14 protein-coding genes are annotated in these 15,487 nt (G+C 44.7%); 8 read left to right on the top strand and 6 right to left on the bottom strand.

Translation table 11 applies throughout. The annotated features are described in order from the left end of the window. The first annotated feature begins 74 nt into the window (after nt 1-74). The 5 genes from JMX94_RS03365 to JMX94_RS03345 all read left to right on the top strand — a co-directional run bounded on the left by JMX94_RS03365 (nt 75) and on the right by JMX94_RS03345 (nt 6,628). Nucleotides 75-1,226 (top strand): acyl-CoA dehydrogenase family protein, encoded by a 1,152-nt coding sequence (locus JMX94_RS03365; RefSeq protein WP_201563192.1) that lies wholly within the window; start codon nt 75-77, stop codon nt 1,224-1,226. A gap of 92 nt (nt 1,227-1,318) precedes the next feature. Beyond that, nucleotides 1,319-2,524: an acetyl-CoA C-acetyltransferase gene (locus JMX94_RS03360; RefSeq protein ID WP_265088932.1), complete on the top strand. Its 1,206-nt coding sequence runs from the start codon at nt 1,319-1,321 to the stop codon at nt 2,522-2,524. Nucleotides 2,525-2,580: 56 nt separating this feature from the next. Continuing rightward, the gene (locus JMX94_RS03355; protein WP_201563188.1) at nt 2,581-4,770 is read left to right on the top strand and encodes a 3-hydroxyacyl-CoA dehydrogenase NAD-binding domain-containing protein; all 2,190 of its coding nucleotides are present in this window, start codon (nt 2,581-2,583) and stop codon (nt 4,768-4,770) included. 67 nt (nt 4,771-4,837) lie between these two features. Next, nucleotides 4,838-5,917, top strand: a complete 1,080-nt coding sequence (locus JMX94_RS03350) for a CaiB/BaiF CoA-transferase family protein (RefSeq protein ID WP_201563349.1) — start codon at nt 4,838-4,840, stop codon at nt 5,915-5,917. A 189-nt stretch (nt 5,918-6,106) separates the two neighbouring features. Further along, entirely contained in the window at nt 6,107-6,628 is a 522-nt protein-coding gene (locus JMX94_RS03345; protein ID WP_201563186.1) for an HdeD family acid-resistance protein, read from the top strand. Between the two features lie 111 nt (nt 6,629-6,739). Here the strand turns inward: JMX94_RS03345 and JMX94_RS03340 are convergent, their stop codons facing one another. The 6 genes from JMX94_RS03340 to JMX94_RS03315 all read right to left on the bottom strand — a co-directional run bounded on the left by JMX94_RS03340 (nt 6,740) and on the right by JMX94_RS03315 (nt 11,431). Beyond that, entirely contained in the window at nt 6,740-7,399 is a 660-nt protein-coding gene (locus tag JMX94_RS03340; protein WP_201563184.1) for a methyltransferase, read from the bottom strand. Between the two features lie 431 nt (nt 7,400-7,830). Further along, nucleotides 7,831-8,445 carry a hypothetical protein gene (locus tag JMX94_RS03335; protein ID WP_201563182.1) on the bottom strand — a complete coding sequence of 205 codons (615 nt, stop codon included), beginning with the start codon at nt 8,443-8,445 and terminating at the stop codon, nt 7,831-7,833. 54 nt (nt 8,446-8,499) lie between these two features. Continuing rightward, nucleotides 8,500-9,126: a hypothetical protein gene (locus tag JMX94_RS03330; RefSeq protein WP_201563180.1), complete on the bottom strand. Its 627-nt coding sequence runs from the start codon at nt 9,124-9,126 to the stop codon at nt 8,500-8,502. 213 nt (nt 9,127-9,339) lie between these two features. Further along, a complete protein-coding gene (locus JMX94_RS03325) occupies nt 9,340-10,089 on the bottom strand; it encodes a PhnD/SsuA/transferrin family substrate-binding protein (RefSeq protein WP_201563178.1) in 750 nt (249 codons plus the stop codon). A gap of 3 nt (nt 10,090-10,092) precedes the next feature. After that, nucleotides 10,093-10,587, bottom strand: a complete 495-nt coding sequence (locus JMX94_RS03320) for a PAS domain-containing protein (protein ID WP_201563176.1) — start codon at nt 10,585-10,587, stop codon at nt 10,093-10,095. 481 nt (nt 10,588-11,068) lie between these two features. Further along, nucleotides 11,069-11,431 carry a roadblock/LC7 domain-containing protein gene (locus JMX94_RS03315; RefSeq protein WP_010201036.1) on the bottom strand — a complete coding sequence of 121 codons (363 nt, stop codon included), beginning with the start codon at nt 11,429-11,431 and terminating at the stop codon, nt 11,069-11,071. A gap of 711 nt (nt 11,432-12,142) precedes the next feature. Here JMX94_RS03315 and gdhA point away from each other — a divergent pair. The 3 genes from gdhA (at nt 12,143) to JMX94_RS03300 (ending at nt 15,485) form a co-directional block, all read left to right on the top strand. Then, on the top strand, nt 12,143-13,471 hold the full coding sequence (gene gdhA, locus JMX94_RS03310) for an NADP-specific glutamate dehydrogenase (RefSeq protein WP_201563347.1): 1,329 nt from the start codon (nt 12,143-12,145) through the stop codon (nt 13,469-13,471). A 440-nt stretch (nt 13,472-13,911) separates the two neighbouring features. Further along, the gene (locus JMX94_RS03305) at nt 13,912-14,748 is read left to right on the top strand and encodes an amino acid ABC transporter substrate-binding protein (RefSeq protein ID WP_201563174.1); all 837 of its coding nucleotides are present in this window, start codon (nt 13,912-13,914) and stop codon (nt 14,746-14,748) included. Nucleotides 14,749-14,801: 53 nt separating this feature from the next. Further along, nucleotides 14,802-15,485 carry an amino acid ABC transporter permease gene (locus tag JMX94_RS03300; protein WP_201563345.1) on the top strand — a complete coding sequence of 228 codons (684 nt, stop codon included), beginning with the start codon at nt 14,802-14,804 and terminating at the stop codon, nt 15,483-15,485. Nucleotides 15,486-15,487 lie beyond the last annotated feature (2 nt).

Genomic DNA, 15,487 nt, shown 5'->3' with positions numbered 1-15,487 from the left:
ATAATGAAAGCAATATCAAGCTTATACCTATTAATGAATACTAATGATGACCAATTAAAACCAAGGATGGATCAATGACTATTGCCTGCTTTAAGCCAAAATGGATGGACGAAGAGATTGAGATGCTGCATGAGAGTGCGCTTAAAGTCTTTAGAGATTGGGAAGCGCATGATGAAAAATGGCGTGAAAATGGCATGCTCGATCGTGAGGCTTGGCTGGAAGCTGGCGAAATGGGCTTTTTATGTGCCTCAATGCCAGAAGAATACGGCGGCGCCGGTGGTGATTTTCGCCATGAAGCGGCGCTGATTTATGCACAATCTGAAGCCAACCAAGCAGGTTTCGGCGGCTTTTTACACTCAGGGATTGTCGCGCCTTATATTTTACATCACGGTACTGAAGCGCAAAAGCAGGCGTGGTTACCCAAAATGGCAACCGGCGAGTTAATCGGCGCGATTGCTATGACTGAGCCGGGCACAGGCTCAGATTTGCAAAACATCAAAACCTATGCAGTCAAAGACGGCGACGACTATATTATCAACGGCTCAAAGACCTTTATTACCAATGGTCAACTGGGTAATTTAATCATCGTTGCCTGCAAAACGGACCGCTCTCTTGGCGCTAAAGGCGTCTCCTTAATCGTGGTCGAAACCGACAATGCGCCGGGGTTTGAGCGCGGTAAAAAGCTCAAAAAACTTGGCATGGCATCACAAGATACTTCTGAGTTATTTTTTAATAATATGCGCGTGCCGCAAGCCAATTTATTAGGTACGGTCGAAGGGTTAGGTTTTGCGCAATTGATGCAAGAGTTACCGCAAGAGCGTTTGATTGTGGCATTGGCAGCGATTGGGGCGATGAAACTGGCATTGGACTTGACCATTGACTACACCAAAGAGCGCACCGCTTTTGGCAAGCCTGTCTGGAGCTTTCAAAATACCCGCTTTAAATTGGCCGAATGTAATAGCCATTATATTGCCTCTAGTGCCCTGTGCGATGCCGCTATCGAAGCATTAGTAGAGAATAAACTAACGGTACAGCATGCTGCTTTAATCAAATATTGGGTAACCGAAAAACAATGTATCGTCATGGATGAGTGCGTACAGTTATTTGGCGGTTATGGCTACATGATGGAGTATCCGATTGCGCGCTTATATGCCGATGCGCGCGTACAGAAAATCTACGGTGGTACCAATGAGATTATGAAAGAGCTGGCGTCACGCTTTATGTAATTTTTCATTTAAACCAATCTTTAAAACTACAAGTTTCTAAGATTACAGGCTTCTAAGATTATAAATTTTTAAGACTATAAGGACATAGCATGATTCAGACGGCTTATATTTATGACGCCATTCGTACCCCGCGCGGCAAAGGCAAAGCGGGCGGCAGCTTAAACCAAGTAACGCCCATTTGGCTGGTTCGCACCTTACTTAATGCCATGCAGCAGCGCAATAACTTAGATACCAGCTTGGTTGATGATGTGGTGCTCGGCTGCGTGACGCCAGTAGGCGAACAAGGCGCAGACATTGCCCGTATTGCGGTGCTTGATGCAGGCTGGCATGAAAGCGTCGCTGGGGTAACCTTGTCGCGTTTTTGTGCCTCGGGGCTTGAGTCCATTAACTTGGCAGCCAGTAAAATCATGTCGGGGATGGAGGATATGGTGGTAGCAGGCGGCGTTGAATCGATGAGCCGTGTACCGATGGGCTCAGATGGCGGTGCGTGGGCAACCGATCCGCGCGTGAATGCAGCTACGGGCTTTGCACCACAAGGGGTAGGTGCTGATACCATTGCAACGCTCGAAGGCTTTAGCCGTACGGATGTCGATGCTTTTGCCACCGAATCACATCAGCGCGCTGCTAACGCATGGGCTGCTGGTTACTACGATAACGCGGTAGTGCCTGTCCATGATTTAAATGGTCGCTTATTACTCGATAAAGACGAAACCATTCGCCATAACACCACGGTTGAGACGTTAGCAGGATTAAAACCGTCTTTTGCACAGCTTGGCGCGCTGGGCTTTGATAGTGTATTGCTGGATAAATACACCAGTATCGAGCGTATCAATCACGTCCATCATGCGGGTAACTCCTCCGGTATCGTTGATGGCGCCGCGCTTTGTTTATTGGGTAGTGAAGCGGCGGGTAAAAAAGCAGGTTTGCGTCCGCGGGCGAAAGTCATTATGGCCTCAGTTATCGGCTCTGAGCCGTCTATTATGCTGACTGGTCCAACGCCTGCTTGCCAAAAAGCGCTGAAAAAAGCCGGTATGACGGCCGCTGATATTGACCTATGGGAGATTAACGAAGCCTTTGCTGCGATACCGATGAAAACAGCAAAAGATTTGGGCGTTTCACTCGATAAAGTCAACGTCAATGGCGGCGCGATTGCGATGGGTCATCCATTAGGTGCAACAGGTGCGATGCTGCTTACTACCGTCCTTGAAGAGCTTGAGCGTCGTAACCTAAAAACCGCCATGATTAGCTTATGTGTCGGCGGCGGTATGGGCATCGCGACCATCATTGAGCGTGTATAAGTTATCGTTAGTAATAGTGGTTAAATAAGACATTTTAATATCAGAAAGGAAGAATAATGAGCATGGACTGCACCCAAATAATTAATGAGCTGGCAAACTTTTCTGCTAAACGTGATGATGAAGGTATTGTGACCGTCACTATTGATCAAGCTGATCGAAAGATGAATGTGATTGATGATAATTTTAATCACTCGTTTGCAGCTTTGAGCGACGCTTTTATCAATGATGAATCCGCTAAAGGCTTAATTATCACCTCAGGTAAAGACAGTTTTATTGCGGGCGCTGATATCGATCAGCTGGCGAATATTCAAACTCATGAGCAAGCTTTTGAGCTGGTTGAGAACCTCAAATCAAGCATGCGTCAACTTGAGAAATGCGGTAAACCTGTCGTTGCTGCGATGACTGGCACTGCGCTTGGCGGTGGCCTTGAGGTGGCGTTAGGCTGTCATTATCGACTCGCTATCGATGCGCCTACCGCCAAGTTTGGCTTGCCGGAGGTAAAGCTAGGTCTATTGCCCGGTGGCGGTGGGACTCAGCGCTTGATGCGCCTCATCGGCATGCAAAAGTCGCTTGAGATGATGACCCAAGGTCAGATAGTCAGTGCAAGCCGGGCAAAGGAGCTGGGCTTTATCGATGCCCTCGCGAGTGATGAAGCTGACATGCTCAGCCAAGCTAAAGCTTGGATTAAAGCCAATCCTAACGCGCAGCAGCCATGGGATATCAAGGGTTTTAAAATTCCAGGTGGCAATGCCAATCAGCCAAAAAACGCGCAAATGCTCTCCGTTGCCCCAGCCATGGCCTATCAAAAATCACATGGCAATTATCCAGCGATTATTCATATTATGTCCTGTATCTTTGAGGGCAGCTTGCTCGATATCGACGCTGGGCTTGAAGTGGAGTCCAATTACTTCGTCGCTTGTGTGCTGTCGCCTGAATCGAAAAATATGATTACCTCGATGTGGACGCAGCTCAATCAAATTAAAAAAGGTCAGTCACGTCCTAAGGGTTTTGAGCGTCAAAAAGTAAATAAGGTTGCAGTACTTGGCGCAGGGATGATGGGCGCGGGGATTGCTTATGTTGCTGCCAAAGCGGGCATCGATGTGGTGCTATTAGATACCAGTATTGAGAACGCCAATCAAGGCAAACAGTATTCAGAAAAGTTATTGGATAAAGCCATTAGTCGCGGTCGCTCAAACGCTACCAAAAAAGCAGCGTTATTAAGTAAAATCCAAACCACGACATCTTATAAAGATATTGCAGGTTGTGATTTGGTCATCGAAGCGGTATTTGAAAATCGTGATATCAAGACCAAATGCACCGAGCAGGCCGAAGCAATTATCCTTGAATCAGTCGTCTATGCGTCTAATACCTCAACCATTCCTATCACCAGCTTGGCGGTAGCAAGCAAACGTCCGACGCAATTTATCGGGCTGCACTTTTTCTCACCCGTCGATAAGATGCCCTTGGTTGAAATTATCATGGGCGCGCAGACCGATGATGCCACTTTAGCCAAAGCCTTTGATTTTGTGCTGCAAATTGGCAAGACGCCTATCGTCGTCAATGACAGTCGCGGTTTTTATACTTCGCGTGTGTTTGGCGCTTATGTGTCAGAGGGCATCGCGATGTTAGGCGAGGGCGTGCATCCGCGCCGTATCGAGGTCGCAGGTCTTAAAGCTGGCATGCCGATGCCGCCACTGGCGCTGGAAGACGAAGTCTCGCTTGATTTATCGATGTTGATTATGGCGCAGTCTAAAAAAGATACCCTTGCTGAGGGTAAAGAATGGGTTAGCCACCCTGCAGAAGCGGTGCTTACCACGCTAGTAAAAGACCATGAACGTTTGGGTAAAAAGGTTGGCAAAGGTTTTTATGATTATGCGCAAAATGCTGAGGGTAAAAATGATAAGCAGCTATGGCCCGCGCTGACTGAGCTATATCCGCCACTCGCTGAACAGCCCGATATGCAAGAGCTGATTGATCGCCTGCTTTATATCCAAGCCAATGAGTCAGCGCGCTGCTATGAAGAAGGGGTTTTACGTTCTGTCGCTGAAGGCAACGTAGGCTCTATCTTTGGTTGGGGTTTTGCCCCGCATCAAGGCGGCACCTTACAGTTTATCAATGCCACAGGTATAGATCGTTTTGTTGCGCGTAGTCGCGAACTTGCCGCAAAATATGGCGCACGTTTTGAGCCTGCCCAGATTTTGGTTGAGATGGCTAATAAAGGCGAGGTGTTTGCAGATGGTGAATAGTGATTCAATGCCGAGCTCTTCAGTACCCAGTAATTCAACGCCCAGCTCTTCGATTAACAATCATTCAATGACAGATATGATGGCTGATTGCTTACACGGCTTAAAGGTAGTCGATTTGACGCGTAATTTACCCGGTCCATTTGCCACCAGATTACTTGCTGATTTGGGGGCAGAGATTGTCAAAATCGAACCAGAAAACGGTGACCCAGGACGGGCGTTTGGTGAATTGTTTAAAGCTTTAAACCATGGGAAGCACTGCGAAAAAATCGATTTTCGCAGTGCAGCAGGGATTGAAACTATCAAAGCCCATATCAAGGATGCCGATGTCATGCTTGATAGCTTTCGTCCTGAAGTGCTGCTAGGTATGGGTTTAGATGCTGCCACTTTACATGCTATCAATCCAAAGCTCGTCATGATATCTATCACTGGTTACGGGATTGCTGATGGCATTGCTGATGGCCTTGATGAAACGGCTGAATCTTGGACGGCCAAAGCGGGTCACGATATCAATTTTATGGCGATGAGTGGGACTTTGGCACAATTAAAGACCGCTACAGGCGAGCAAGCCATGCCCAATATGCAGTTTGCCGACTTGGCTGGTGGCAGTGATACTGCGGTCATTGCCTTATTAGCAGCGGTATTTGCTGCCAAAAACACGGGGCGCGGGCGCCATATCGCCGTCAGCATGACGCATAGCTTATATCATCATTTAGTAATGCCAAAAGCAACTGCCGATATGATGGAAAACATAAATGGAAAACGCCCAGAGCCTCAGAATGATTTTTTAGGCGGCGTGTTACCTTGCTATCGGTTGTATCAAACCCAAGATGGTCGTCATATGGCAGTCGGCTCATTAGAATTTAAATTTTGGCGATTGTTGTGCGAGACGTTGGATTTGTCTGAATACGTTGATGCGCATTGGCAGCGCGGCTTTATGCCAAATGCCGCTGAGAGCAAAAAAGCCGAGCAAGCCATGACAGAAAAGTTTGCCAGTCAAACATTAGCGCATTGGCAAATGGTATTTAGCGACGTCGATGCTTGTGTGACGCCTGTACTCACGCTTGCAGAAGCGCAAAGCCATCCGTTATTTGCTCATCAAGATAAGTATCAGGCGACGGCTGGCTGGCAAGTGCTTGCGATGGCATGATTTATCATTAGGTAGCTGAAAGATAAGGAATAGGAATGTGAGTAAAATAGCGATTAGCAGGCTTATGATGACAATGCAATGTTCACGCTTAGATAGTAACAGGACTATTTGAATCTATTACGACCGTCATACAAGAGTGCAAATGCTCTGCGATATAATTTAATTTTTATTAAATAGGAGGAGAGTCTTATGAGTCGTACATTATGGCTGGTGGTTGGTATCATTAGTATTCTTGGCGGTATCTTTGCTTTTTTCAATCCTCTTAGCGCCAGTTTCGCTGCTGAACAACTGGCTGGATTCGTCTTTCTTCTTGTCGGTATCTTACAGTTTATTGCCCTGTTCCGTGCTTATACCACGACGGGTAAAGTGCTAGCGGCCATTGGCGGTGTGCTTGGCATATTTATCGGTATTGAGCTGCTACAAAACCCGCTACAAGGTATTTTAACCTTGACCATGGTAATTGCTATCTTATTTATGGCAACGGGTATTGTCAGAGTGATAGTGGCTTTTGGTTTACGCCGAACAGTGGCTTTTGTGCCGATATTAATCTCAGGGCTTATCTCGATTGCGTTGGCTATCATGATATTTACCAGCTATCCGCAGTCAGCGACTTATATTCTTGGCGTCCTATTAGCCGTTGAGCTGATATCTAATGGCATCTCATTAATTATGTATTCACGTGTGCAACCACCTTTGGTTAGACGCTTATAAACTTGTGAACCTATAAATGACACTAGCAATAAATCACGCTATAAAATGTATAAAAAAGACGCCGTGAAATGGCGTCTTTTTTTATTATATAAGTTATTGGTTTTTCAGATTTTAACGCGAAAAGGTCAAAATATGCCCTTTGAATGGTAGTTCAAGATAAGTAGTGTCCTCAGGTTTAACGTGCTTACTTCTAAAACCAAATTCAACCATCTTATTAGTCAACTTGTTTTTGCGCCCGCGCCCAGGGTCAACGACAATAACTTCACAAGTTGGCAGTGCATGACGTTCGATAAACTCCGCCAAGATATCAATATGCTGGTCTTCATACAGCAAATCGCTACCGATAATGATATCGAACTTGCCAAGATGGCTATTGTCTTCAGCCCAGTCTAAACGCTCAAAGTTAATCTCTTTATTATTATTTAGTGTGGTATTTCTATCAAGGAAATACTCAACCGTCGGGTGATAATCAGTCGCTGTGATGTCAGCATGTCTATGGTTGAGTAGCAGACTAGAGAGCGCCATACCGCAGCCAACTTCCAAGATACGCTTGCCCGCAATATCATAATCAAGCATATGATTGGCGAGCACCAAGCTTGATGGCCAAATCACGCCAAACATCGGCCATGACGCCGAGCAAATACCGAGGTCTGATGCCTCATTATCAGGGTCACTAAATTGTTGATTGTCACGTAAAGTACAAATGTGGATGTCGGTGCTGCCAATTTCAATCGTTTGATAACGCACGCGCACGGTAGTCAGCGAAGTCATAAACTGTCCTAAAAAATAAGCAAGAATGCAAGGTTTGGCAAAGGCTGCCACTTTCGGGGATTATAATTAGTAAAAGGGTAGGTTAACGCTTGGAGATAGGAAAATGTAGCAATATTTAAATATAAGAATGTAGGAATGTTATAAAAACCTGTATAGCTATACAGTATGCAAAATAACCAAATGGTTGCATCTAGTATGACCTAACATTTGACAAGTTGCTGTTAATTCTAAGGGTATTATTATTACTGTGTGATTTTATAAAAATAGAAGCCGATTTTAGACAGATAGTTATTATTATAATGTTTAAGCTATAGCTATAAAAATGCACCGCTTATGGTTAAAAGGTGCATTTATATGAAGCAGCTGGCTTGATTTAGTACGGATTTAATGAATGATGGTGTTAATAATGATGGCTTTAATAAAGAACGGGTCTAATTCGTAAATCTAAGCCCAGAGGTTTTAAGTGCCCATACCAGCTCAACAAAAGCGCGATTGTTGGTCAAAGGTTCGCCATCGATGATAAGCACGTAGCCTGAGCCATCAATCCATAAAAACACAAAGCTGGTTTCAGGAATCAGCAAATCGACTTGCTGAAAGAAAGAGATAGCTTGGCTTTCTACTGCCCAGCCGCGTTGTTTTTGGCGCAGCATAAAACCTGAAAAGTCAGCCGCCGCCACACTCAGCATATCGGCTTCTTCTTGGCTATAGCCAATCCGCGCCAGACAAAAACCTTCATCAGAGCCAATCGCCGCGCGGCGTTTCCCAGACAAGCTTGAAACCACATAGGGTAAAAACTGGTCTAAAGGTAAGTTTGGCGCGGGCAAAAATAGCGACAGCTTCTCAATCCAGCCATGCTCTAAAAAGCTGTCTAGCCATTGGTCAGAATAACGCTCGAGCCAATCAGCGGCTAACAAAGTTTCGTTATAAGACAATAAGTCTTGTAGTGATAACTGCTCAACTGTTGGTTCACTTTGCGAAAATGCCTCAAAAATGCCGGCTGGGGTCAAAGTCAGATAGGTTTTATCAGCGTTTAAATAAGAAGACATAGCGGCTACCCGTTAGATGGATTTTTTATGATGGGGTTAAAAATGATTGAGGCTCTAAGCGTCTTGTACATTTTTAGTTTGGTCAAGTTTTTGCTGACAATGATTCCAGCGCTCATCAAATTGCCAATCGCTTTTACCCAAGCGAAACCACACCAAGGAGAACGCCAAACGGTCATGACGCGCGATACAATGGGCAAAAAACTCGTTTTCGATTTGCTCTATGGTGTCCCAGTCTTGATTATCGCGCGCGAGCATCAAGTCGCTGGTGATATCTTTAGCGATTTCTTTGGCGTCATCACTACTGATGCGCAGCCGCTGGCTTTGTTCATTTAACGATGGCGATACCAGTACGCTCCAGCGCGTTGCTAGCATGCTGTTTTTTTGAATATAGCTTTTTTTATCAATACAATCGCGAAAGCCTTGTTCGATATGCGGCAGCATGCGACCTTGCAAGCGGGTAAACATATTGGTGACATCATAGGGGATGTCATACCAGCAGCCATAAAAGAAATCGGCCACCGCGCCTTGCAGCGGCTCTTTTTCGTTTAGCAGTAGCGCGGCATTGATACGTTGTTCGTGAAAATGACGATTATTGGGGGCGATAAATATCTTACGCGAGTAAAGACGATAGACGCGCCGCGCCGCCATTTCACTTTCTTTGATGAGATCTAAATCAGACATAAGCGTGTCCTGTTAGTCATAGCTGTTATTCAATAAGTGCGGTTTAACAGTTATTGTTTAGCGCTATTAAACAACCACTATGACTTAAGTAAGATGCCAATTAACCATGAACCATGAATCATGAATCATGAACAATGAACAATGAACAATGAACAATGAACAATGAACAATGAACAATGAACAATGAACAATGAACAATGAACAATGAATCTGCTAATCAAGTAAGGTTTGCATCAAATCAATCATAAATTCAGCGTCTTCTTCATCCATGGCTTCAAAACCTTGCGGCATACCAAGCTCAGCCAACGCTTCTTTACCATCATCATCGTTATGCAGATTAAGAATCGCATCCATCAAGATGTCAGTATCAGGGAAGCCGTCTTTAATCAGTAAGACGTGGCTGATATCTGCCAAATCACTCTCAATTAGCACTGATAGCTGTGCTTTGGTTAGACGTGAAAAACTATGGAAAATCTCCGCCATAAAGAACGCTATTTGCGCATCACCTTTAATCACTTGGCGCGCTGCCGCTTGATAAGTCTCAGTCACCGTCCAATTAAGGTCAGCTTCTGCTATATCGACCGCTTCAAGCAAGCGTAAACCAATGAGCTTGACATCGCGATTATCAGCCATCGCCACGGTAGCGCCAGCTTTGATGTCCTCTAGGCTATTGATATCGCTATTGGCGGCAGCGGCGATGACCATCTCATCAGATTTGCCGATAGGGCGCGCAACCGCACGGTAGCCTTGCTCACGGATAAGGGTCGCAGCATCAAAAGGATTGGCATAAATAACCTGAATATCACCTTGATTGATAATGCCTTGTTGCTCAGCCTGCGAGTCGGGTATGTTTAGGTGCATATTGAGATTGGCACGCTTTTGAATCAAAGTGTTAAACATGTGCCAGCCTGCAAAACGCTCAGGCGAAAAATCAGGGGCGATTAACATATTATGTGTCGTCATGATTTAGCCTTCCTCGTCTTGTTTCATTTGGGCATATTGAGCGATTGCCGCATCAATCTTGCTGCGTGATGGCTTACGGCGCACCGAAGTATAGCCAACGGTTTCGCCGCGGCGTACGTTTGGCACCACAGTGGCATACACCCAATAATGGCTGCCATCTTTACATAAGTTTTTCACATAGCCATGCCATTTTTGCCCAGCAGCAGCGGTCGCCCATAAGTCTTTATAGGCCGCTTTTGGCATGTCAGGGTGGCGTAAAATATAATGCTGCTTGCCGATTAATTCATCGACGTCATAGCCGCTAATCTCGACAAAAGCATCATTAACGCGCGTCAAAACACCGTTTAAATCGGTACGTGACACAATCAGCTTACCGTCAGGGTAAGGGCGTTCGATACCGGTATCATAAACAGTGCGCGAAGTGCCATCGTGATAAGTCATGCTGACTTGTTCGGCAGGCATCTCAGGCTTCATGGCGTCGGGGAGTGGAGAACCCATTGTAATCTCCTTTATTTATCATTATTTTGATAATTATTAAAAAGCGGATTTGGTTTCAGTTTATGGTCTTAAACGTATCTTTAAAACTTATTGCATAAGCCGCTGTCTGAAACTAAATGGTTAAACTCAAATAAAACACTTAACTGCTAAAACTGTTAAGTAAGTCTCGATATATGCTTGATACTGGCTTTATAGTGATTACTCTTGCAAAGGCACCCAGAAACTAAGCAGGTATCAATCTTAATCATCTATATCAACAATCAGCTATTCAACAACCACCTATTCAACAACCACCTATTCAACAACCACCTATTCAACAATCAAGCATTCAATATAAACAGTGTGCATTACCTTAAATAATTTTTATAAGACAGAGCGTCAATTTTCATTTAAAGTGTTGTTTATTAAAATATTGTTTCTAAAGCGATTTATCGTATGAATGTGGCACAACACTGTATCGACAAACCTTTGAAATTAGCAATTAAATCAGTTTTGCAAGGGCTTCAGAGGCCCGTTTAATGTCTAAGAAAATCAAGCCCAGTTTGGCATTTGGTTTTGCCATAATGGTTAATACCGCTTCATCGCCTGATGAGGTCATAATCACGTAGCCTTTTTCGCCTTGGATCATAATACGGTCGATGCTACCACGAGCCAATTCACGACCTGCGCGGTCACCTAATGACAGTAAAGCGGCAGACATCGCGCCAACACGGTCTTCATCAACGCCTGTCGGCAAGGCTGATGCAATCATAAGACCGTCGTTAGAGATAAGGGCAGATGCTTCCACATCGGCTGATGAGCTGTTTAGGTCTTCTAAGATTTGCTGGAATGAATCTGTACGCATAACAATTTCTCTGTAACGAGTGATTAAATGGAAAAAGTGACACAATAAGAAGGAATAAAATCTTCAATAGTCTTTGATGAGCGGGCAATATTATAAACCCTTACTATTAGCATTGATATAGAGAAACTCTCGTTAAAGGCTGAAAGTTGCTTATTTTTAACCTTTGAGTGCACTTTTTTGATCGTCTATTTTAGACAGTCTTTTATTAGTAAATATAAGTTGATTAGTATTGGTGTGTTTTACCAGTTTGAATTTTTTCTTAATAATCTACACCGTTAAATAAAACAGTCAATGCCATGTCATCGTCCTATGTTTTGTCTATGCACTGGCATGAAAAAAGCCAAATAAATGTAAAGGTTTTTTGACCGATGAGTTTTCACGACCACGTCGTCGATAGCCTATAATGAGAAAAATGTCCATTATAACTTTTCATGATGGCGATATTTACTAGACTTATACACCAAAAAAATGATATATAGTTATGAGATAAAACTTGTTTGTGCTTCTGGGTTTATGATTTAGAAACACAATCAGTTGGCTTCTAATCCCACCAGTTCCTATACCTAGCACCCAGCAGCGTATAGGCACGATTTCAATCCCACGCTCGCATTTTGCATCCCATCGTTTGCGGTTAAGCGATAAAACGCCGGTGTAAATCAGCATGATTACAATTTTTACCCTAAGGAACCTATATGAGTATCAGTCAGGTCAATCGAAAATGTCGAAGCACGTTACCCCCACCAACCTGAGTTTATTCAGGCGGTAAAAGAAGTTGCAATCACCATTGCTCCGCTATACGACGCCCACTCGGAATATGATACTTTTAAAATATTTGAGCGCCTGGTTGAGCCTGACCGTGTTTTCGCTTTTCGTATCAACTGGGAAAACGATAAAGGTGAAGTACAGGTAAACCGCGGCTGGCGTGTGCAGTTCAGTAATGCCTTGGGTCCTTATAAAGGGGGCGTGCGCTTCCATCCTACCGTCAACCAATCGGTACTAAAGTTTTTAGGGTTTGAGCAGATTTTTAAAAATGCATTAACAGGTTTACCAATGGGCGGCGCTAAAGGTGGTGCTGATTTTGATCCTAAGGGTAAGTCTGACAGCGAAATCCGTCGTTTTTGCTACGCCTTTATGCGTGAGCTGCATCCGTACATCAGTAAAGATATTGATGTGCCGGCTGGTGATATCGGTGTCGGCGGACGCGAAGTCAGCTATATGTTTGCGATGTATAAGAACCTGACGCGTGAGCACGGCGGTGTCTTGACTGGTAAGGGCGTGGGTTTTGGTGGTAGCTTGATGCGTACCGAAGCGACTGGCTATGGCGCCGTTTATTTCCTAGAGAGTATGCTTGCTGCGCAAAACGACAATATCAAAGGTAAAAAGGTACTGATATCAGGTGCTGGTAACGTGTCACTACATGCTGCTGAAAAAGCGCATATGCTGGGTGCAACGGTACTGACCGTATCTGACTCACAAGGGACGCTTTATGATGCAAATGGCATGGATCAAGAAAAAATTGATTGGCTAAAACAGCAAAAAGCCCAAAGCAAGCCATTGTGTGACTATGTCGATGTGTATGGTGGTGAATGGTTGGCTAAGCAAAAGCCATGGCATATCAAAGGTGATATCGCCATTCCATCAGCGACCCAAAACGAAGTCAACGAAGACGATGCCAAGTTAATGGTTGAAAACGGCATCAAATATATTGCCGAAGGCGCTAACATGCCATTGACCGCTGAAGCGATTGACTACGTTCGTCTGCACCGTGTGCACTATGCACCAGGTAAAGCGGCTAATGCCGGCGGTGTTGCCGTCTCTGGTCTTGAGATGTCGCAAAACTCAGTACGCCAATATAAAACCTTTGAAGAAGTCGATGAGCGCTTAAAGTGCATCATGAAAAACATTCATGACTGCGCCGCTGAAGCGTCAGAAAATTATGGTCAGACTGATAATGGCTATATCGACTATATGACCGGTGCCAATATCGTTGGCTTTAAGCGTGTGGCTGATGCACTATGTGCTTATGGGATTTTGAACTAAGCATTTCTTAAAAACTAACGCTGTCTCTTAAAAGCCGCGCTTATCTTATATGATAGGCGCGGTTTTTTTATAGCTGGTTTTATGTAAAAGTTGAGACATAAATATTTATCAGCCAGTAGATGCTAGCAATCTTACCCATGCTCACTGTTTTTGTACGTTTATCCTTACCCAATTACGTTAGTATAGGAGTAAGTCAGTGTTGCATAATCAGCATGGTCGGTTAAAATTATTATTAATGTTAACCGTCACTTAGCGTGACCTATGCAACATAATATAAAAACAGTATTGAAAAATATCTTTAGCACCCTCAAATCGGGAAGCCAAAGCCAAGCATGACAGTCAATAGGCGCGATTTTTAGTCAAAACTGTTTGCTCGTTTTCTCCCTATTTGTTGGTCTGATATTTTTTTGCATTATTCACCTACTTTATAAGGACGTCTTATGAAACGTCGTACTCTTTTAGCCCTTGCCGCCAGCACCGTACTGCTTGCCGCTTGTAATCAGTCACCTACTACTGACGCCGAAACCAATGCGGCTGACAGTGCCGCAACAGGTGGTTCTGATTTGCTCCAGCGTATCAATAATGGCGGCACCATCAACGTCGGTACTGAAGGCACTTATCCGCCGTTCACGTATCATGATGAGAGCGGTAAGCTTACTGGTTATGATGTCGAAGTGACGCGTGCCGTTGCTGACAAACTAGGCGTTGAGGTTGAATTTAAAGAAACCCAGTGGGATGCGATGCTGGCAGGACTTGATTCGAAGCGTTTTGATATGGTCGCCAATCAAGTCAGTCTAACCACCCCTGAGCGTTTAGCAAAATATGATAAAGCGACCGCTTATAGCTGGTCAGGTGCTGTTGTTTTAGCCCCAACTGATGACAATCGCTATAGCTCGTGGGAAGGCCTAAAAGGTCTACGTTCAGCGCAGTCGCTTAGCAGTAACTATGGCGAGCTAGCCGAGCGTTATGGCGCAGAAGTTGTCCCTGTAGACGGTATGGCGCAAGCGATTCAGTTGGTCAAACAAGACCGCGCTGACTTTACCATGAATGACAATCTTGCTGTATTGGATTATCTAAAGAAATTTCCAGACAGTGCGCTTGAGATTAAACTGACAGCCCCTGTTAGTGAGCAGACCGGTTCAGGATTGGTATTGCTAAAAGGTGATGATGCCGTTGTTGCAAAACTAGACGAAGCCATGGCCGCGCTAATCGCCGATGGGACGCTAACCAAACTTAGCGAAGAATTCTTTGGTGCTGATATAAGTCAACAAAAATAATGCTCGCTTCTATCACGTCTATGCTAGCTGAACTACTGGCATTATTGCCATTTATGGACCCTGCGCGGGCGCAAATCGTTATCAATTCGTTTTGGCCAATGCTCAAAGGCGGTATCTATTATTCGATACCGCTGGCATTGATTTCATTTGCGATTGGGATGGCCATTGCGCTGACAGTGGCGCTGATTCGTATCGTGCCGCGTGCTGGCTGGTTCCATGAGATTATTTATAGACTTGCCCGTATTTACGTGTCTGCCATTCGTGGCACGCCGATGCTCGTGCAGCTGTTTATTATTTTTTATGGGCTGCCAAGTGTTGGCTTAAAGCTTGATCCATTTCCATCTGCGATTATAGCTTTCTCGTTAAATATCGGTGCTTATGCGTCGGAGACAGTACGTGCCTCGATTTTGTCTATTCCAAAAGGGCAATGGGAAGCAGGCTCAACCGTCGGCTTGACGTATCTACAGACCTTTCGCCATGTGATTTTGCCGCAAGCGTTACGCGTTTCAGTGCCACCGTTATCCAATACCTTTATTAGTTTGGTAAAGGATACGTCGTTGGCATCATTGGTACTGGTCACTGAGCTGTTTAAAGAAGCCCAGATTATCACCGCGCGTAACTATGAGTTTATGCTGGTCTATACTGAAGCGGCGGTTATCTATTGGGGTATTTGTCTGTTCTTGACCTTTATCCAAGGTAAGCTTGAAACCCGACTCGACCGCTATGTGGCTAAGTAGTT

Origin of the sequence: Psychrobacter sp. CMS30, from assembly GCF_904846565.1 — a bacterium.
In the GTDB taxonomy this organism is placed as follows: domain Bacteria; phylum Pseudomonadota; class Gammaproteobacteria; order Pseudomonadales; family Moraxellaceae; genus Psychrobacter; species Psychrobacter maritimus.
Note: the sequence above shows the minus strand (reverse complement) of the source record. Positions and strands in the feature narration are given on the sequence as shown.

Excerpts from the sequence above, each read along its gene's own strand:
- JMX94_RS03365 (WP_201563192.1), top strand. The coding sequence starts at position 75 with ATGACTATTGCCTGCTTTAAGCCAAAATGGATGGACGAAGAGATTGAG.
- JMX94_RS03355 (WP_201563188.1), top strand. The coding sequence starts at position 2,581 with ATGAGCATGGACTGCACCCAAATAATTAATGAGCTGGCAAACTTTTCT.
- JMX94_RS03350 (WP_201563349.1), top strand. The coding sequence starts at position 4,838 with ATGACAGATATGATGGCTGATTGCTTACACGGCTTAAAGGTAGTCGAT.
- JMX94_RS03345 (WP_201563186.1), top strand. The coding sequence starts at position 6,107 with ATGAGTCGTACATTATGGCTGGTGGTTGGTATCATTAGTATTCTTGGC.
- JMX94_RS03340 (WP_201563184.1), bottom strand. The coding sequence starts at position 7,399 with ATGACTTCGCTGACTACCGTGCGCGTGCGTTATCAAACGATTGAAATT.
- JMX94_RS03335 (WP_201563182.1), bottom strand. The coding sequence starts at position 8,445 with ATGTCTTCTTATTTAAACGCTGATAAAACCTATCTGACTTTGACCCCA.
- JMX94_RS03330 (WP_201563180.1), bottom strand. The coding sequence starts at position 9,126 with ATGTCTGATTTAGATCTCATCAAAGAAAGTGAAATGGCGGCGCGGCGC.
- JMX94_RS03325 (WP_201563178.1), bottom strand. The coding sequence starts at position 10,089 with ATGACGACACATAATATGTTAATCGCCCCTGATTTTTCGCCTGAGCGT.
- JMX94_RS03320 (WP_201563176.1), bottom strand. The coding sequence starts at position 10,587 with ATGGGTTCTCCACTCCCCGACGCCATGAAGCCTGAGATGCCTGCCGAA.
- JMX94_RS03315 (WP_010201036.1), bottom strand. The coding sequence starts at position 11,431 with ATGCGTACAGATTCATTCCAGCAAATCTTAGAAGACCTAAACAGCTCA.
- JMX94_RS03305 (WP_201563174.1), top strand. The coding sequence starts at position 13,912 with ATGAAACGTCGTACTCTTTTAGCCCTTGCCGCCAGCACCGTACTGCTT.
- JMX94_RS03300 (WP_201563345.1), top strand. The coding sequence starts at position 14,802 with ATGGACCCTGCGCGGGCGCAAATCGTTATCAATTCGTTTTGGCCAATG.